The sequence below is a fragment of the Streptomyces sp. NRRL F-6492 genome (genome assembly GCF_001280125.1).
Classification (GTDB): Bacteria; Actinomycetota; Actinomycetes; order Streptomycetales; family Streptomycetaceae; genus Streptomyces.
The window spans coordinates 12,823-30,767 of record NZ_LGEG01000013.1 but is presented as its reverse complement, the minus strand read 5'-3'; the positions used below and the strand labels follow the sequence as shown (position 1 = coordinate 30,767).

At 72.3% G+C, this 17,945-nt stretch carries 16 protein-coding genes; 15 read left to right on the top strand and 1 reads right to left on the bottom strand.

Going from position 1 to position 17,945, the window contains the following annotated elements:
* Positions 1-53 precede the first annotated feature (53 nt).
* The 9 genes from ftsW (at position 54) to ADL08_RS02990 (ending at position 8,647) form a co-directional block, all read left to right on the top strand.
* Entirely contained in the window at positions 54-1,394 is a 1,341-nt protein-coding gene (ftsW, locus tag ADL08_RS03030; RefSeq protein ID WP_053640455.1) for a putative lipid II flippase FtsW, read from the top strand.
* Between the two features lie 6 nt (positions 1,395-1,400).
* Complete coding sequence (gene murG / locus ADL08_RS03025) at positions 1,401-2,495, top strand: undecaprenyldiphospho-muramoylpentapeptide beta-N-acetylglucosaminyltransferase (RefSeq protein ID WP_053640454.1); 1,095 nt, start codon at positions 1,401-1,403, stop codon at positions 2,493-2,495.
* Between the two features lie 35 nt (positions 2,496-2,530).
* Entirely contained in the window at positions 2,531-3,334 is an 804-nt protein-coding gene (locus ADL08_RS03020; protein WP_053640453.1) for a cell division protein FtsQ/DivIB, read from the top strand.
* A gap of 278 nt (positions 3,335-3,612) precedes the next feature.
* Positions 3,613-4,830: a cell division protein FtsZ gene (gene ftsZ, locus ADL08_RS03015; protein WP_053640452.1), complete on the top strand. Its 1,218-nt coding sequence runs from the start codon at positions 3,613-3,615 to the stop codon at positions 4,828-4,830.
* Entirely contained in the window at positions 4,827-5,603 is a 777-nt protein-coding gene (gene pgeF, locus ADL08_RS03010; protein WP_053640451.1) for a peptidoglycan editing factor PgeF, read from the top strand. Before ftsZ ends, pgeF begins: the two co-directional genes overlap by 4 nt.
* Positions 5,603-6,322, top strand: coding sequence for a YggS family pyridoxal phosphate-dependent enzyme (locus tag ADL08_RS03005; RefSeq protein WP_053640450.1), 720 nt, complete (start codon positions 5,603-5,605; stop codon positions 6,320-6,322). The genes pgeF and ADL08_RS03005 overlap by 1 nt, the downstream gene beginning before the upstream one ends.
* A 122-nt stretch (positions 6,323-6,444) precedes the next feature.
* Positions 6,445-7,065 carry a cell division protein SepF gene (locus ADL08_RS03000; protein ID WP_053640449.1) on the top strand — a complete coding sequence of 207 codons (621 nt, stop codon included), beginning with the start codon at positions 6,445-6,447 and terminating at the stop codon, positions 7,063-7,065.
* A gap of 81 nt (positions 7,066-7,146) precedes the next feature.
* Entirely contained in the window at positions 7,147-7,437 is a 291-nt protein-coding gene (locus ADL08_RS02995) for a YggT family protein (RefSeq protein WP_053640448.1), read from the top strand.
* A gap of 64 nt (positions 7,438-7,501) precedes the next feature.
* Entirely contained in the window at positions 7,502-8,647 is a 1,146-nt protein-coding gene (locus ADL08_RS02990) for a DivIVA domain-containing protein (protein ID WP_053640447.1), read from the top strand.
* 171 nt (positions 8,648-8,818) lie between these two features.
* Here ADL08_RS02990 and ileS read toward each other — a convergent pair whose 3' ends face one another.
* Positions 8,819-11,962 (bottom strand): isoleucine--tRNA ligase, encoded by a 3,144-nt coding sequence (gene ileS, locus ADL08_RS02985; RefSeq protein ID WP_053640446.1) that lies wholly within the window; start codon positions 11,960-11,962, stop codon positions 8,819-8,821.
* Between the two features lie 550 nt (positions 11,963-12,512).
* Between ileS and ADL08_RS02980 the strand changes: the two genes are divergently transcribed.
* The 6 genes from ADL08_RS02980 (at position 12,513) to ADL08_RS02955 (ending at position 17,896) form a co-directional block, all read left to right on the top strand.
* Positions 12,513-13,331: a TraR/DksA family transcriptional regulator gene (locus tag ADL08_RS02980; protein WP_053640445.1), complete on the top strand. Its 819-nt coding sequence runs from the start codon at positions 12,513-12,515 to the stop codon at positions 13,329-13,331.
* 252 nt (positions 13,332-13,583) lie between these two features.
* Positions 13,584-14,168, top strand: a complete 585-nt coding sequence (gene lspA, locus ADL08_RS02975; RefSeq protein ID WP_053640444.1) for a signal peptidase II — start codon at positions 13,584-13,586, stop codon at positions 14,166-14,168.
* Positions 14,169-14,185: 17 nt separating this feature from the next.
* On the top strand, positions 14,186-15,127 hold the full coding sequence (locus ADL08_RS02970; RefSeq protein ID WP_053640443.1) for an RluA family pseudouridine synthase: 942 nt from the start codon (positions 14,186-14,188) through the stop codon (positions 15,125-15,127).
* On the top strand, positions 15,124-15,591 hold the full coding sequence (locus ADL08_RS02965) for a GNAT family N-acetyltransferase (protein ID WP_053640442.1): 468 nt from the start codon (positions 15,124-15,126) through the stop codon (positions 15,589-15,591). Before ADL08_RS02970 ends, ADL08_RS02965 begins: the two co-directional genes overlap by 4 nt.
* 76 nt (positions 15,592-15,667) lie before the next feature.
* On the top strand, positions 15,668-17,254 hold the full coding sequence (locus ADL08_RS02960) for a Na+/H+ antiporter (RefSeq protein ID WP_053640441.1): 1,587 nt from the start codon (positions 15,668-15,670) through the stop codon (positions 17,252-17,254).
* Positions 17,255-17,314: 60 nt separating this feature from the next.
* On the top strand, positions 17,315-17,896 hold the full coding sequence (locus ADL08_RS02955) for a dienelactone hydrolase family protein (RefSeq protein ID WP_053640440.1): 582 nt from the start codon (positions 17,315-17,317) through the stop codon (positions 17,894-17,896).
* Positions 17,897-17,945: the final 49 nt, after the last annotated feature.

The window sequence follows — 17,945 nt, the reverse complement described above, 5'->3', positions numbered from 1 at the left end:
CGACCAGGAGGAGGGTCCGGCCGCACCGGACACGACCGGAGGGGACGGCGACCATGCCGAGCAAGATCGCCGGAACGCGCCGGCCCTCCGCCGCACGCGGCGGGGGGCGGGCTCCCGCGACCCCGCGGCGGGCGCGCGGCGGAGGGGTCCGGGGACTCCACGAGCGGGCCAGGAAGGCCTGGGACCGCCCTCTCACGGCGTACTACGTGATCATCGGCGCCGGGATGCTCATCACCGCCCTCGGGCTCGTGATGGTCTACTCCGCCTCGATGATCACCGCGCTCCGCTACGAGCTGGTGCCGTCGTACTTCTTCCGGAAGCAGTTCTTCGCCGCGCTCCTCGGCACCGGACTGCTCCTGGCCGCCTCCCGGATGCCGGTGAAGCTGCACCGGGCGCTCGCCTACCCGATCCTGGTCGGCGCGGTCTTCCTGATGGTCCTCGTGCAGGTCCCCGGGATAGGGCACAGCATCGGCGGCAACCAGAACTGGATCTCGCTGGGCGGCCCGTTCATGCTCCAGCCCAGCGAGTTCGGCAAGCTGGCGCTGATCCTGTGGGGGGCCGACCTGCTCGCCCGCAAGCAGGACGTGAAGCTGCTCACCCAGTGGAAGCACATGCTGGTGCCGCTGGTCCCGGTGGCCTTCCTGCTGCTCGGGCTCATCATGCTCGGCGGGGACATGGGCACCGCGATCATCCTCACGACGATCCTCTTCGGCCTGCTGTGGACGGCCGGGGCGCCCACCCGGCTCTTCGTCGGGGTGCTCGCGGTGGCCGGCGCCCTCGGGGCGCTGCTCATCAAGACGAGCCCGCACCGGATGGACCGCTTCCAGTGCATCGGCGCCTCCGACCCGGGCGGCGAGGGAGCCCCCTGCCTCCAGGCCGCGCACGGAATCTACGCTCTGGCGTCGGGCGGATGGTTCGGATCCGGACTCGGTGCGAGCGTGGAGAAATGGGGCCAACTCCCCGAGGCCCACACCGACTTCATCTTCGCGGTGGCCGGTGAGGAACTGGGCCTCGCGGGGACGCTGTCGGTACTCGCCCTGTTCGCGGCTCTAGGCTATGCGGGTATCCGCGTGGCCGGAGGCACGGAGGACCCCTTCGTGAGGTTCGCCGCGGGAGGTGTGACCACCTGGATCACGGCGCAGGCCGTGATCAACATCGGTGCGGTGCTCGGCCTGCTGCCGATCGCCGGTGTCCCGCTCCCGCTGTTCTCCTACGGAGGGTCGGCCCTGCTGCCGACCATGTTCGCCGTCGGGCTCCTCATCGCCTTCGCGCGACAGGAACCCGCCGCGAAAGCGGCCCTGGCCATGCGCCGCCCCGGCCGGGGCAAGCGGGTCGGGAAGAGATGGAAGTCGATGCGACGGCGCGTCAAGAAGCGCCCGTCCGGAGAGCGGTGAATTTCGGTGCATGTCGTACTCGCCGGCGGGGGGACCGCCGGCCACATCGAGCCCGCGCTCGCCCTCGCGGACGCCCTGCGCAGGCAGGACCCCGGCACGGGGATCACGGCGCTCGGCACGGAGAAGGGTCTGGAGACCCGGCTCGTGCCCGAGCGGGGCTACGAGCTGGCGCTCATCCCCGCCGTACCGCTGCCCCGCAAGCCCACCCCCGAGCTGATCACCGTCCCCGGGCGGCTGCGCGGCACGATCAAGGCGGCCGAGCAGGTCCTGGAGCGCACCAAGGCGGACTGCGTGGTCGGCTTCGGCGGCTACGTGGCGCTGCCCGGCTATCTGGCCGCCAAGCGGCTCGGGGTGCCGATCGTGGTCCACGAGGCCAACGCCCGGCCCGGCCTGGCCAACAAGATCGGTTCGCGGTACGCGGCCGGGGTCGCCGTCGCCACCCCGGACAGCAAGCTCCGCAACGCCCGCTACATCGGCATCCCGCTGCGGCACACCATCGCGACCCTCGACCGGGCCCGGGTGCGCCCCGAGGCGCGCGCCGCGTTCGGGCTCGACCCGAACCTGCCGACGCTGCTCGTCTCGGGCGGCTCGCAGGGCGCCCGGCGGCTCAACGAGGTGATCCAGCAGATCGCCCCGGTGCTCCAGCGCTCCGGCATCCAGATCCTGCACGCGGTCGGCCCGAAGAACGAAATGCCGCGCGTCGACAACATGCCCGGTATGCCGCCCTACGTGCCGGTACCGTACGTGGACCGGATGGATCTCGCGTACGCCGCGGCCGACATGATGCTCTGCCGCGCGGGCGCGATGACCGTCGCCGAGCTCTCCGCCGTCGGGCTGCCCGCCGCGTACGTCCCGCTGCCCATCGGCAACGGCGAACAGCGGCTCAACGCCCAGCCGGTGGTCAAGGCCGGCGGCGGGCTCCTCGTCGACGACGCGGAGCTCACGCCGCAGTGGGTGCAGGGCAACGTCCTGCCCGTACTGGCCGATCCGCACCGGTTGTACGAGATGTCCCGCGCCGCCGCCGAGTTCGGCCGCCGGGACGCCGACGACCTGCTCGTCGGCATGGTGTACGAGGCGATCGCCGCCCGCCGCCAGGCGTAGCGCGGCGCTCCGGACGGAAGGGCAGGAGGCGCCGGGTGGCAACCGCACCGACGACCGCCGAGAAGGGCGGCGCACGCGGGTCGAAGGGGTCGTCGGACGGTCCGTCCCGGCCGGGCGACTGGAATCGAAGGTTCCGGTTGCCCGCGCCCCGGGTCCTGTTCTCCGCGCTCGGCCTCGCCGCGGCCGCCGTCGGCGCGGTCTGGGCGCTCTACGGGTCGGACTGGTTCCGTGTGGAACGTGTGAAGACTTCCGGCACGCGGGTCCTGACCCCGGCCGAGGTCGAGCGGGCCGCCGCCGTCCCGGTCGGCGCCCCGCTCGCCTCCGTCGACACCGACGCGATCGCGGCCCGGACCCGGCAACTCCTGCCGCGGATCGAGTCGATCGAGGTCGTGCGGTCCTGGCCGCGCGGAATCGATCTGAAGGTGACGGAACGGAAGCCGGCCCTGCTCATCGAAAAGGGCGGAAAGTTCACCGAAGTGGACATGGCCGGCGTGCGGTTCGCCACCGTCGCCACCGCCCCCCGGGGCGTCCCCCTGCTGGTCCTCGACGCCTCCTCCTCCCCGAGCCTCCGCCGCTTCGGCGCGGACCGGCTGCTCCGGGAGGCGGTGCGCGTCCGGGGTGAACTCCCGGCGGAAATCGCCCGGAACACCCGTGTCGTCCGCGTCACCTCGTACGACTCCGTCACCCTGGAGCTGACCGGCGGCCGCACCGTCTTCTGGGGGAGCGGCGAGCACGGCCCGGTCAAGGCGCGGGTCCTCACCGCTCTTCTGAAGGCCACTCCCAAAGCGGGGCACTTCGATGTAAGTGCTCCCACGGCGCCTGCCTCGTCGGGGAGTTGACGGGCATCGCCGCTGGCCAGCACCCTGGTTGGCCACCGCTACGGGTGATCACATAGGGTGAAAAGAAAAACGGGAGGTTCGGCGTGTTCGTTGAACGTGCGCCGCTTGTCGACTTAGTGTCCTGTTCGGAAGAGTCCAGCGAACAGAGACACTGGTAACCCTAAACTTCAACGTTAGGGTTCGGGTCGGCGTTTCGGACCGTCCCAATCGGCATCCGTCGTCGCAGCGCGGCCAACCGCGCGGTGGCGACACGTAACTCGAGGCGAGAGGCCTTCGACGTGGCAGCACCGCAGAACTACCTCGCAGTCATCAAGGTCATCGGTGTCGGCGGCGGTGGTGTCAATGCCATCAACCGAATGATCGAGGTCGGCCTCAAGGGCGTCGAGTTCATCGCGATCAACACCGACGCGCAAGCGCTGTTGATGAGCGACGCCGACGTCAAGCTCGACGTCGGCCGTGAACTCACCCGCGGCCTCGGCGCCGGGGCGAACCCGGCCGTCGGTCGCAAGGCGGCAGAGGACCACCGCGAGGAGATCGAGGAGGTCCTCAAGGGGGCCGACATGGTCTTCGTCACCGCCGGCGAAGGCGGCGGCACCGGCACCGGCGGCGCCCCCGTCGTCGCCAACATCGCGCGCTCGCTCGGCGCCCTCACGATCGGTGTGGTCACCCGGCCGTTCACCTTCGAGGGACGCCGCCGCGCCAACCAGGCGGAGGACGGCATCGCCGAGCTCCGCGAAGAGGTCGACACCCTCATCGTCATCCCCAACGACCGGCTGCTCTCGATCTCGGACCGCCAGGTCTCCGTGCTCGACGCCTTCAAGTCGGCCGACCAGGTCCTCCTGAGCGGTGTCCAGGGCATCACCGACCTCATCACCACCCCGGGTCTGATCAACCTCGACTTCGCCGACGTCAAGTCGGTCATGTCCGAGGCCGGATCGGCCCTCATGGGGATCGGCTCCGCCCGCGGCGACGACCGCGCGGTGGCCGCCGCGGAGATGGCGATCTCCTCGCCGCTCCTGGAGGCCTCCATCGACGGCGCCCGCGGCGTGCTGCTCTCCATCTCCGGCGGCAGCGACCTCGGCCTCTTCGAGATCAACGAGGCCGCGCAGCTGGTCAGCGAGGCGGCCCACCCCGAGGCCAACATCATCTTCGGCGCCGTCATCGACGACGCCCTCGGCGACGAGGTCCGGGTCACCGTCATCGCGGCCGGCTTCGACGGCGGCCAGCCGCCGGCCCGCCGGGACAACATCATCGGCTCGGTCTCCGCCAAGCGCGAGGAGCCCGCCCCGGCGCCCCGCGCCACCGAGACCTCCCGCCCGCTGGGCGGCCTCGGCACGGTGACCCCGCGCGAGGACCCGGCCCCCGCGCCGGTCGAGCCGCCCGCCCCGGCCGTCAACGAGACCCCGCTGACCCCGGCCCCGCCGGTGGTCCCCCCGGCCCGTCCGTACGCGGACAGCCAGGCCGAGGAGCTGGACGTCCCGGACTTCCTGAAGTGATAGGACGGCGCTTCGACGCGAACGGCGCGCACTTCGCCTTCACCGACCGGTGGGGCGGGGTGAGCGCCGTTCCGTACGAGGAGCTCAACCTCGGCGGCGCGGTGGGCGACGACGCCGGGGCCGTGCTCGCCAACCGGTCGCTCGCCGCCGGGGCCCTCGGGCTCGACCCGGCCCGGACGGTCTGGATGAACCAGGTGCACGGCGCGGACGTGGCCGAGGTCGAAGGACCCTGGGGGGACGCGGAGATCCCGTCCGTCGACGCGCTCGTCACCACCCGGAGCGGGCTCGCCCTCGCCGTCCTCACCGCCGACTGCGTCCCGGTCCTGCTCGCCGACCCCGTCGCCGGGGTCGCGGCCGCCGCCCACGCCGGACGGCCCGGCATGGTCGCCGGGGTCGTCCCGGCCGCCGTGCGGGCCATGACCCGCCTCGGCGCCGACCCCGCCCGCATCGTCGCCCGCACCGGACCGTCCGTCTGCGGACGGTGCTACGAGGTGCCGGCGACGATGCGCGACGAGGTCGCGGCCGTCGAGCCGGCCGCCGCGGCGGAGACCTCCTGGGGGACCCCCGCCGTCGACGTCGCCGCCGGAGTGCGCGCGCAGCTCGAACGGCTCGGGGTCCGGGACGTGGAGGACGCCGGGGTCTGCACCCTGGAGTCCCGCGACCACTACTCGTACCGCCGCGACCGCACCACGGGGCGACTCGCGGGATATGTCTGGTTGGACGCCGAGCCCTCCCGGGGCGCGGGCTCCGGATCCCCGGCAGGAAAGAGCTGATGACGGACCGCACGGCGGAACTCGCCGAGAACCTGGCCCGGGTGGAGGCGCGCATCACCGCCGCCTGCGCCGCCGCGGGACGCGCGCGCGAGGAGGTCACCCTGATCGTGGTGACCAAGACCTACCCCGCGAGCGACGTGAGAATCCTCCACGGCCTGGGCGTTCGGCACGTCGCCGAGAACCGGGACCAGGACGCCGCCCCCAAGGCGGCCGCCTGTGCCGATCTCGACCTCACCTGGCACTTCGTGGGCCAGTTGCAGACGAACAAGGTCAAATCGGTGGCGGGTTATGCCGATGTGGTGCAGTCCGTCGACCGTTCCAGGCTCGTCTCCTCCCTCTCCGCCGCCGCGGAGAGGCGGGGGCACGAACTCGGCTGCCTGATCCAGGTCGCGCTCGACGCGGAGTCCGGCGAGCGGGGCGACCGCGGCGGCGTCGCGCCGGACGGGATCGAGGAGTTGGCGGCTGCCGTGGACGCCGCCCCCGGACTGCGGCTCGACGGTCTGATGACGGTCGCCCCGCTCGCCGGACCGTACGCGGGCGAACCCCGGGCGGCCTTCGACCGGCTGATGGATTTGTCGACTGCCCTGCGCGCGACCCGTCCTGCTGCGAACATGGTGTCGGCAGGGATGAGCGGAGACCTCGAAGAGGCCGTCGCCGCCGGGGCGACACACGTACGCGTCGGTACGGCGGTACTCGGAGTCCGCCCGAAGCTCGGGTAACGTCGCGAAGCAAGTCGGACCACAGCAGAAAATATGGTCATTCCGCAGAACGGCGGGACGACCCGTGGATCGCCGGCACTTGGTGACAAGGCCGATCCACCACAGAGCGGAGGAATCGGAGCATGGCCGGCGCGATGCGCAAGATGGCGGTCTACCTCGGCCTCGTGGAGGACGATGGGTACGACGGCCGGGGCTTCGACCCCGACGACGACTTCGAACCCGAGCTGGAGCCGGAGCCCGAGCGCGAGCGGCGTCACGCCCCCCCGCGCCAGGTGGAGCACGAGGAGCCGGTGCGCGTGGTGAAGCCCCCGGCCCCCCGGGAGCCCGTCGCCCATTCCGTCCCGGTACTCGCCGAAAGCGGACGTCCGGCCCGAATTGCCCCCGTGGCATCCATCACACCCGAACGCCCGAGCCTGGAGAAGAACGCACCGGTGATCATGCCCAAGGTCGTGTCCGAGCGGGAGCCCTACCGCATCACCACGCTGCACCCCCGGACCTACAACGAGGCCCGTACCATCGGGGAACACTTCCGCGAGGGCACCCCCGTGATCATGAACCTCACGGAGATGGACGACACGGACGCGAAGCGACTTGTCGACTTCGCCGCCGGACTCGTCTTCGGGCTCCATGGCAGCATTGAGCGCGTGACGCAGAAGGTGTTCCTGTTGTCGCCTGCTAACGTCGATGTCACGGCGGAGGACAAGGCCCGGATCGCAGAGGGCGGATTCTTCAACCAGAGCTGAGAACACAGGAACCGGACGGGCCGGTCGCGAGGGCGACCGGACGAGCGAGAGCACGCAGGCCAGGGGAGAGGGAAACGCGGGATGGGCGTCGCACTACAGGTGGTCTACATCGTGCTGATGTGCTTCCTCGTCCTCCTGATCGTCCGGCTTGTCATGGACTACGTCTTCCAGTTCGCCCGTTCATGGCAACCCGGTAGGGCGATGGTGGTCGTCCTTGAGGCCACCTACACTGTCACCGACCCACCGCTCAAGCTCCTGCGGCGGCTCATCCCGCCGCTGCGTCTCGGGGGCGTGGCACTCGACCTGTCCTTCTTCGTTCTGATGATCATCGTGTACATCCTGATCTCCATCGTGAGCAGTTTCGCGAGGTGAGTGAGGTGCGTGTGGACGATACGGTCTTGCCGACTGCCGACGACTACGTAGAGGTGAAGAAGAGATGCCGCTGACTCCCGAGGACGTGCGGAACAAGCAGTTCACGACCGTCCGCCTTCGAGAAGGCTATGACGAGGACGAGGTCGATGCCTTCCTCGACGAGGTCGAAGCCGAGCTGACCCGCCTGCTTCGCGAGAACGAGGACCTGCGCGCCAAGCTGGCCGCCGCGACGCGCGCCGCCGCGCAGAACCAGCAGCAGCAGAACATGCGCAAGCCTCCGGAGCAGCAGGATCGTCCCGTCGGTCCCGGCGCGCCGGTACCCGCCGCCATATCCGGACCGCCGGTCCAGCAGCAGCCGCCGCAGATGGGCCCGCCGCAGCTGCCCTCCGGTGCCCCTCAGCTTCCCGCCGGCCCCATGCAGGGCGGCCCCATGCAGGGCGGGCCCATGGGCCCCGGCCCGATGCAGGGCGGCCCCATGCAGGGTGGACCGATGGGTCCCGGCCCGATGCAGGGCGGCCCCATGCAGGGCGGCCCGATGCAGGGTGGACCGATGCAGGGCGGCCCGATGGGTCACCCGCAGCAGATGCAGCAGCAGCAGCCCGCGCAGGGTCCCGGCGGCGACAGCGCCGCGCGTGTCCTCTCGCTGGCACAGCAGACCGCCGACCAGGCGATCGCGGAGGCCCGTTCCGAGGCCAACAAGATCGTCGGCGAGGCGCGCTCGCGCGCCGAGGGCCTGGAGCGGGACGCCCGCGCCAAGGCGGACGCGCTGGAGCGGGACGCGCAGGAGAAGCACCGCGTCGCGATGGGCTCCCTGGAGTCCGCCCGCGCCACCCTCGAGCGCAAGGTCGAGGACCTGCGGGGCTTCGAGCGCGAGTACCGCACGCGTCTGAAGTCGTACCTGGAGTCGCAGCTGCGTCAGCTGGAGACCCAGGCGGACGACTCGCTGGCTCCGCCGCGCACCCCGGCCGCGGCCTCCCTGCCGCCGGCCCCGTCGATGGCCTCGGCCGGCGCCGGTGCGCCGTCCTACGGCGGCGGCACGATGGGTGGCGGCCCGTCCATGGGCGGCGCCCCGTCCTACGGCGGCGGTCAGCAGCAGATGTCCCCGGCGATGACCCAGCCGATGGCTCCGGTCCGTCCGCAGGCACCGCAGCCGATGCAGCAGGCTCCGGCGCCGATGCGGGGCTTCCTGATCGACGAGGACGACAACTGACGGCGGGCGGTCGCGCGACGAGCGCGTAGCCGTCGGCAGGCTACGAGGGCCGGCTCCCGGGAAACCGGGGGCCGGCCCTTCGTCGTGCGCGGTGGGTACGGGGGCGCGGGCCCGGGGAAAGCGGAAGGCCCGGCGCCCCCCGGGAGCGGGGGGGCCGGGCCTTCCGGGGCCCTACGCCTTGCGGAGGCGGAACGTCAGGCCGAGGGCCTCGTCCGTGAACGGAGCGCCGTAGCTGTCGTCGGCCCCGCCGTTCGCGTGGTCCGTCGCCAGGACCTCGTCCGCGATGAGGGCCGCGTGGGCCGTCAGGGCGTCCGTGGTCTCCTCGGAGTCCGAGGTCCAGCGCAGGGCGATGCGGTCGGCGACGTCCAGGCCGCTGTTCTTGCGGGCCTCCTGGATCAGCCGGATCGCGTCACGGGCCAGGCCCGCCCGGCGCAGCTCCGGGGTGATCTCCAGGTCCAGGGCGACCGTCGCGCCCGCGTCCGAGGCGACCGACCAGCCCTCGCGGGGGGTCTCCGTGATGATGATCTCCTCGGGGGTGACGGTGATCGTCTCGCCGTTCACCTCCAGGCTCGCCCCGCCGGAGCGCAGGGCCAGCGAGAGGGCCGCCGCGTCCGCCGCCGCCACCGCCTTCGCCACGTCCTGGACGCCCTTGCCGAAGCGCTTGCCCAGGGCCCGGAAGTTGGCCTTGGCGGTGGTGTCGACCAGGCTGCCGCCCACCTCCGAGAGGGACGCGAGCGAGGAGACGTTCAGCTCCTCCGTGATCTGGGCCCGCAGCTCCGGGGAGAGGGCCGCGAAGCCCGTGGCCGCCACCAGGGCGCGGGAGAGCGGCTGGCGGGTCTTCACGCCCGACTCGGCGCGCGTCGCCCGGCCCAGCTCGACCAGGCGCCGGACGAGCAGCATCTGCTCGGAGAGCGTGCCGTCGATCAGCGCGGCGTCCGCCTCCGGCCAGGTGGCCAGGTGGACCGACTCCGGGGCGCCCGGAGCCACCGGGACCACCAGGTCCTGCCAGACCCGCTCGGTGATGAACGGGGTCAGCGGGGCCATCAGGCGCGTGACCGTCTCCACGACCTCGTGCAGGGTCCGCAGGGCCGCCTTGTCGCCCTGCCAGAAGCGGCGGCGGGAGCGGCGCACGTACCAGTTGGACAGGTCGTCGACGAACGCCGACAGGAGCTTGCCGGTGCGCTGGGTGTCGTACGACTCCATCGCCTCGGTGGCCTCGGCCACCAGCGTGTTCAGCTCGGACAGCAGCCACTTGTCGAGGACCGTGCGGTCGGCCGGGGCCGGGTCCGCCGCGCTCGGCGCCCAGCCGGACGTACGGGCGTAGAGGGCCTGGAAGGCCACCGTGTTCCAGTACGTCAGGAGGGTCTTGCGGACGACCTCCTGGATCGTGCCGTGGCCCACCCGGCGGGCCGCCCACGGCGAGCCGCCGGCCGCCATGAACCAGCGGACCGCGTCGGCGCCGTGCTGGTCCATCAGCGGGATCGGCTGGAGGATGTTCCCCAGGTGCTTGGACATCTTGCGGCCGTCCTCGGCGAGGATGTGGCCCAGGCAGACCACGTTCTCGTACGACGACCGGTCGAAGACCAGGGTGCCGACGGCCATCAGCGTGTAGAACCAGCCGCGGGTCTGGTCGATCGCCTCGGAGATGAACTGCGCCGGGTAGCGGCTCTCGAACAGCTCCTTGTTCTGGTACGGGTAGCCGTACTGCGCGAACGGCATCGAGCCCGAGTCGTACCAGGCGTCGATGACCTCCGGGACGCGGACGGCCTCCAGCGAGCAGCCCTCGTGGGTGCAGGCGAACGTGACCGCGTCGATGTACGGGCGGTGCGGGTCCAGGCCCGACTGGTCGGTGCCGGTCAGCTCGGTCAGCTCGGCGCGCGAGCCCACGCAGGTCAGGTGCCCGTCCTCGCAGCGCCAGATCGGCAGCGGGGTGCCCCAGTAGCGGTTGCGGGAGAGCGCCCAGTCGACGTTGTTGGTCAGCCAGTCGCCGAAGCGCCCGTGCTTGACCGACTCGGGGAACCAGTTGGTCCGCTCGTTCTCCGCGAGCATGCGGTCCTTGACCGCGGTCGTACGGATGTACCAGGACGGCTGCGCGTAGTAGAGCAGCGCCGTGTGGCAGCGCCAGCAGTGCGGGTAGCTGTGCTCGTACGCGATGTGCCGGAAGAGCAGGCCGCGCGCGTCCAGGTCGGCGGTCAGCTTCTCGTCGGCCTTCTTGAAGAAGACGCCGCCGACCAGCGGCACGTCCTCCTCGAAGGTGCCGTCGGGGCGGACCGGGTTCACGACCGGCAGGCCGTACGCCTTGCAGACCTTGAGGTCGTCCTCGCCGAAGGCGGGGGACTGGTGGACCAGACCCGTGCCGTCCTCGGTCGTCACGTACTCGGCGTTGACGACGTAGTGCGCCGGCTCCGGGAACGCGATCAGCTCGAACGGGCGCCGGTACGTCCAGCGCTCCATGTCCTTGCCGGTGAAGGTCTCGCCGGTGGTGACCCAGCCCTCGCCGAGCGCCTTGTCGACCAGCGGCTCGGCGACGACGACCTGCTCGTCGCCGTCGGTGGCGACCACGTAGGTGACCTCGGGGTGGGCGGCGACCGCCGTGTTGGACACCAGGGTCCACGGGGTCGTCGTCCAGACCAGGAGCGCCGCCCGGCCGGCCAGCGGTCCCGAGGTCAGCGGGAAGCGGACGTAGACCGAGGGGTCGACGACCGTCTCGTACCCCTGCGCCAGCTCGTGGTCCGAGAGGCCGGTGCCGCAGCGGGGACACCAGGGGGCGACCCGGTGGTCCTGGACGAGCAGGTCCTTCTCGAAGATCTGCTTCAGCGACCACCAGACCGACTCGATGTACGAGGGGTCCATGGTCCGGTACGCGTCGTCGAGGTCGACCCAGTAGCCCATCCGGGTCGTCAGCTCGGCGAAGGCGTCGGTGTGGCGGGTCACCGACTCGCGGCACTTGTCGTTGAACTCGGCGATGCCGTAGTCCTCGATGTCCTTCTTGCCGGAGAAGCCGAGCTCCTTCTCGACGGCGAGCTCGACCGGCAGGCCGTGGCAGTCCCAGCCGGCCTTGCGGGCCACGTGGTAGCCGCGCATGGTCCGGAAGCGGGGGAAGACGTCCTTGAAGACGCGGGCCTCGATGTGGTGGGCGCCCGGCATGCCGTTGGCGGTGGGCGGGCCCTCGTAGAACACCCACTCGGGGCGTCCCTCGGACTGCTCCAGGGTCTTGGCGAAGACCTTGTTCTCCTGCCAGAAGTCGAGCACGGCGTGCTCGAGGGCGGGCAGGTCGACCTGGGCGGGCACCTGGCGGTACTGCGGCGCTGTCATGCGGCGGACTCTCCTCCGGACGGACGGTTCTGCTTCCGTCGGAGGGACGAGAGCGCTGCTCCCGCGGTACCACCCTCCTTGGCTCCGGACGTGACCGACCCGAGCCCCCTCATTGGGGTCGCGACGCCGGGTCTAGTCGCCGCGCCCGGGGGGCGGCTTTCTTCCGGCGGCTCCGGGGTGATGCTTCACATCGGGCTCGCCCCCGGGCTCTCACCGTCCCCGGGTCGCTCATGGCTGCGTACGACGCTACTCGTCCCCATCCAAGCCTTTCGCTGCGCCCAGTGTACGGGCCCCGGGGAAGGAGGGCGGACCGGTTTTCCCGTGACCCGAATGGCCACACGGGGGGCGCCGGACCCAGTGTGCGGCCATGTGGGGGAGGGGCGGGGCGGATAACCGGGCGGGGAGCCGGGCACAACGGATGCAGGCCGCCCCGGCGGGGGAGCGGGGGCGGGTGGGAACGGCGGCGTGCCCCGTTGCCGCGGGCCCCGGGCCGATTTATCGTCCCAGCACGATTCGCGCGCAAGATCACAAAATGTGAAGGGGCCGCGACATGGTGGCGAAGAAGACCGCCGCGAAGAAGACCACGGCCGGGAAGCGGACGCCGGTCGCCGGGCACCCCACGGGCGCGGAGGAACCGGAGGCCGCCCCGGAGGCGGCCGCCGGGGAGAAGGAGTCCGGGAAGAGGAGGACCGGCAGGGCGGGCGCCGAGAAGGCGGTCGTGAAGAAGGTGGCGGGCGCCGAGAAGGCGGTCGCCAAGAAGGCCGCGGCGGCCAGGAAGGCCGTCGTGGAGAAGACGGGAGCGGCGGCCCCCGCCGTCCCGGACGCGCCCGCCGAGAAGGCCGGGGCGAAGAGGACGGCCGCCGGGAAGGCGCCCGCGCGGAAGCAGACAGGAGCCAGGACGGTGGCAGCGAAGAAGACCGCGGGTGGCGTCACGACCGTCGAGGACGAGGCCGAGGCGTCCCCGGCCCGTGCCGGCGAGCTCGCGGTCCGTCCGGGCGAGGAGCCCTGGACGCCGGAGGAGGTCGCCGAGGCCCGCAACGGGCTCCAGGCGGAGGTGCTGCGGCTCCGCAGCGAGCTCGCCCACTCCCAGGAGGAGCTCACCGGCCTCATGCGGGACTCGGGCGACGGCGCCGGGGACGACCAGGCCGACACCGGGACCAAGAACATCACCCGCGAGCACGAGCTGGCCCTCGCGGCCAACGCCCGGGAGATGCTGGAGCAGTCCGAGCACGCCCTGGAGCGGCTCGACGCCGGCACGTACGGCCTGTGCGAGGTGTGCGGCAGGCCGATCGGCAAGGCCCGGATGCAGGCCTTCCCGAGGGCCACCCTCTGCGTCGAGGACAAGCAGCGGCAGGAACGGCGCGGCTGAGACCGGGCGGGGGCCCACCGCCCGGGCGGTGGGCCCCCCGGCCCCGCCGGTACGGGCCCCGGGCGGCGGCCCGTACCCGCACCGGCGGCCGGGCGCCCTCCCGGCGGACCGCCGGCGCCCCGGTCGCGGGCCCGGGGCCCGGCCCCGGTCGCCGTGGGCGCGGCGCCGTTCGTGGTCTCGGACGACGGGCTCGTACGCCTGTGTCGTACCCTCGGTGCACGGTCAGGCATCGAGGTCGAGGGACTCACTCACGTGGCAGAGGCGGAGCGCATCATCGGTACGCCGGATTCAGCAGGGGCCGACGAGTCGGCCGCCTCCGACGGTACGGACGCCCCCGCGGAGCGTCCCCGGGGCAGGCGCAGGATCGTCGCCCTGTTCGTGGTGGCCGTCCTGGCCTATCTGCTCGACCTCGGCAGCAAGATCCTCGTGGTCGAGAAGCTGGAGGGCCGCGAGCCGATCCGGGTGATCGGCGACCTGCTCCGCTTCGACGCCATCCGGAACCCGGGCGCCGCCTTCGGCATGGGCGAGGCCTTCACGATCATCTTCACCTGCATCGCCGCCGCCGTGATCGTCGTGATCATCCGGCTCGCCCGGAAGCTCTACAGCCTGCCCTGGGCCATCGCGCTCGGCCTGCTGCTCGGCGGTGCGCTCGGCAACCTCACGGACCGGATCTTCCGCTCGCCGGGCGTCTTCGAGGGCGCGGTCGTCGACTTCATCGCCCCCGCGCACTTCGCCGTCTTCAACCTCGCCGACTCGGCGATCGTCTGCGGCGGCATCCTCATCGTGATCCTGTCGTTCCGGGGCCTGGACCCGGACGGGACCGTCCACAAGGACTGACAAGGCATACTCGACGGGTGAGTACGAGTCCCGAGATCCGCACCCTGCCCGTTCCCGATGGCCTGGAGGGCGAGCGCGTCGACGCCGCCATCGCCCGTATGTTCGGGTTCTCCCGTACGAAGGCGGCCGAGCTGGCCGCCGCCGGGAAGGTCCAGGTCGACGGCTCCGTCGTCGGCAAGTCCGAGCGGGTCAGCGGCGGCGCGTGGCTGGAGGTCGAGATGCCGGGCGCGGCCGCGCCCGTGCAGATCGTCGCGGAGCCCGTCGAGGGCATGGAGATCGTCCACGACGACGACGACATCGTCGTGATCATGAAGCCGATCGGCGTCGCCGCCCACCCCAGCCCCGGCTGGACCGGCACCACCGTGATCGGCGGCCTCGCCGCCGCCGGCTACCGCATCTCCACCTCCGGCGCCGCCGAGCGCCAGGGCATCGTGCACCGCCTCGACGTCGGCACCTCCGGCCTGATGGTGGTCGCCAAGTCCGAGTACGCGTACACCTCGCTCAAGCGCCAGTTCAAGGAGCGCACGGTCGACAAGCGCTACCACGCGCTCGTCCAGGGGCACCCCGACCCGATGAGCGGCACCATCGACGCCCCCATCGGCCGCCACCCCCAGCACGACTACAAGTGGGCGGTCACCGCCGACGGCAAGCCCTCCGTCACGCACTACGACCTCATCGAGGCGTACCGCTCGGCCTCGCTGCTCGACATCAAGCTGGAGACGGGCCGCACCCACCAGATCCGGGTGCACATGTCCGCCCACCGCCACCCCTGCGTCGGCGACCTCACCTACGGCGCCGACCCGACGATCGCCAAGCGCCTCGGCCTGACCCGGCAGTGGCTGCACGCCGTCCGCCTCGGCTTCGAGCACCCCGGCGACGGTTCGTGGGTCGAGTTCGCCAGCACCTACCCCGAGGACCTGAGCAGGGCCCTGGACCGGATCGAGGCGGAGAGCCGGTGAGCGCCGCGTACGACGTCCGCGAGGTCCTGGGCGACGAGGACCGCGAGGCCTGCTTCGCGGTCCGCCGCGAGGTCTTCGTCGAGGAGCAGGGCGTGCCCCGGGAGCTGGAGTACGACGCGTACGACGCGACCGCCGTGCACGTGCTCGCGATCCGCGGGGACGGGCTGCCGCTGGGCACCGGGCGCCTGCTGCACGGCGCCGACGCGGTCGGCAGGACCGGCGGCGACGCCTCGGTGGGCTCGCTCGGGCGGCTCGCGGTCGCCAAGGCGGCGCGCGGCCTCGGGGTCGGCGCGGCCCTGGTCCGGGGCATCGAGGACGCGGCGCGCGAGCGCGGTCTGACCGCCGTCGACCTGCACGCGCAGACCCACGCCCTCGGCTTCTACGAGCGGCTGGGCTACGAGGCGTACGGCCCCGAGTTCCCGGACGCGGGCATCCCGCACCGGGCCATGCGGAAGGCGCTGTAGGGCCTGTCCGGGCCGTCCGCCGCGGCGCCCCGGGGACAGTACGTGTGAAAAGAGGCTTACGTGGCAGGCTGAGCCCGTGGATCAATTGGCCCTGCTGTTCCTCCTGCTGCTCGGCGCCCTGCTCACCGTCCCGCTCGGCGAGCGGCTCGGGCTGCCCGCACCCGTCCTGATGACCCTCGTCGGGATCGTGCTGGCCTTCCTGCCCTTCGTGCCGAACGTGGAGATCCCGCCGGAGTACATCCTCCCGCTGGTGCTGCCGCCGCTCCTCTACGCGGCCGTGCAGCGGACCTCCTGGCGCCAGTTCGCGGCCAACAAGCGGCCCATCTTCCTGCTCGCGGTGGCCCTGGTCTTCGTCACCACGGCCGCCGTCGGCGCCGTCGCCAACGCGCTCGTGCCCGGCATCCCGCTGGCCGCCGCCATCGCGCTCGGCGCCCTCGTCGCCCCGCCGGACCCGGTCGCCGCGACCGCCGTCGCGGGCTCCCTCGGGCTGCCCCGCAGGCTCGTGTCGATCCTGGAGGGCGAGGGCCTCTTCAACGACGTCACCGCGATCGTGCTCTACCACGTGGCGATCGCCGCCGCCGTCAGCGGCTCCTTCTCCCTGCCCGGGGCGGCCGGGGCCCTGGTGCTCTCCGCCGTCGTCGCCGTGGTCGTCGGCCTGGGGCTGGGCTGGCTCTCCAACAAGCTCATCGGGTTCCTCGGGGACGCCACCCTCCAGACCGGACTCACCCTCCTCGTCCCCTTCGTGAGCTACGTGCTCGCCGAGGAGCTGCACGGCTCCGGCGTCCTCTCCGTCCTGCTCACCGCGCTCTTCCTGGCCGAGCACGCGGCCGACGCCGACGACGTCATGGGCCGGCTCGCCGGGCAGACCTTCTGGGAGATCGTCGACACCCTCGTGACCGGCATCGCCTTCGGCCTGATCGGCCTGGAGGTCGTCCACGTCTTCGGGTACGCGGACGGGCACGTCCTGGAGATGCTCGGCTGGGGCGCCGCCGTGGCCGGGACGGTCGTCGTCGTCCGGCTGCTGTGGCTGCTGCCCGCCACCTGGCTGGCGAAGAAGATGCACACCCTCCGGGACGTGGACGAGGAGATCCCGGTGAGCTGGCGGGAGACCGTCGTCATGTGGTGGGCGGGGATGCGCGGGGTGGCCTCGGTGGCGCTCGCGCTCGCCGTCCCGCTCACCACCGAGGACGGCGAGCCCTTCCCCGGCCGCGCGGAGATCGTCTTCATCGCCTTCTGCGTGATCCTCACCACGCTCGTCCTCCAAGGGCTCACCCTGCCCACCCTGGTCCGGTGGCTCGGGGTGAAGGCGGACGCCGAGGCCGAACGGGTCCTGGAGCACGATCTCGCGGTCCGGGCCGCGAAGGCGGCCAGGCGGAGGCTGAAGGAGATCGAGGAGGTCGAGGACCTGCCGGAGGAGGTGCAGGAGCGGCTCCAGCGCGGCGCCTTCGACATCGGGGTGCGGATCAGCCCCGACCTCGTGGACGACGAGCGGCGGGCGGCCTTCTCGGAGCGGGTGGACCGCTTCAAGGCGGTGCGGCGCATCCAGAAGGAGATGATGTCGGCCGCCCGGCACGAGGTCCTGGCGGCGCGCAGCGAGCCGGGCGCCGACCCGGAGGTGGTGGACCGGGTGCTCCGCCAGCTCGACGTGCGCAGCATGCGCTGAACGGGGGCGCGGGGGCCCGGCCTTCGGGGCGGGCCCGCGGCGGGTGGCAGGATGACGTCCATGGACATCATGCTTTTCCACTCGGTGTACGGCGCGCGCCCGGCCGTGGAGGCCGCGGCCGACCGGCTGCGGGCCGCCGGGCACCGGGTGTGGACGCCGGACCTCTTCGACGGCTGGACCACCGAGTCGGTGGAGGAGGGCATGGCGAAGCGGGACGAGATCGGCAAGGACGAGCTGCTGAAGCGCGCGATCCTGGCCGCCGCCCCGTACTCGGAGCGCGGTCTCGTCTACGCCGGCTTCTCGCTGGGCGCGTCGGTCGCGCAGACCCTGGCCCTCGGCGACGAGAAGGCGCGCGGCCTGCTGCTCCTGCACGGCACCTCGGACCTCGCGCCGAACGCGTCGGCGGACGAGCTCCCCGTACAGCTGCACGTGGCCGAGCCCGACCCCTTCGAGACGGACGACTGGCTGTCCGCCTGGTACCTCCAGATGGGCCGGGCCGGGGCGGACGTGGAGATCCACCGCTACCGGGGCGCCGGGCACCTCTACACGGACCCGGAGCTGCCGGACTGGGACGCGGAGGCGGCCGAACGGACCTGGGCGGTGGCGCTCGCGTTCCTGGAGGAGCTGGCGGACGCGTCGTAACTCCGTCCGGACGTGCGCCGGGGGCGCGGCGGGAGGCTCTTCCCGCCGC

Excerpts from the sequence above, each read along its gene's own strand:
- ftsW (WP_053640455.1), top strand. The coding sequence starts at position 54 with ATGCCGAGCAAGATCGCCGGAACGCGCCGGCCCTCCGCCGCACGCGGC.
- ADL08_RS03005 (WP_053640450.1), top strand. The coding sequence starts at position 5,603 with ATGACGGACCGCACGGCGGAACTCGCCGAGAACCTGGCCCGGGTGGAG.
- ADL08_RS03000 (WP_053640449.1), top strand. The coding sequence starts at position 6,445 with ATGGCCGGCGCGATGCGCAAGATGGCGGTCTACCTCGGCCTCGTGGAG.
- ADL08_RS02995 (WP_053640448.1), top strand. The coding sequence starts at position 7,147 with ATGGGCGTCGCACTACAGGTGGTCTACATCGTGCTGATGTGCTTCCTC.
- ADL08_RS02990 (WP_053640447.1), top strand. The coding sequence starts at position 7,502 with ATGCCGCTGACTCCCGAGGACGTGCGGAACAAGCAGTTCACGACCGTC.
- ileS (WP_053640446.1), bottom strand. The coding sequence starts at position 11,962 with ATGACAGCGCCGCAGTACCGCCAGGTGCCCGCCCAGGTCGACCTGCCC.
- ADL08_RS02980 (WP_053640445.1), top strand. The coding sequence starts at position 12,513 with ATGGTGGCGAAGAAGACCGCCGCGAAGAAGACCACGGCCGGGAAGCGG.
- ADL08_RS02955 (WP_053640440.1), top strand. The coding sequence starts at position 17,315 with ATGGACATCATGCTTTTCCACTCGGTGTACGGCGCGCGCCCGGCCGTG.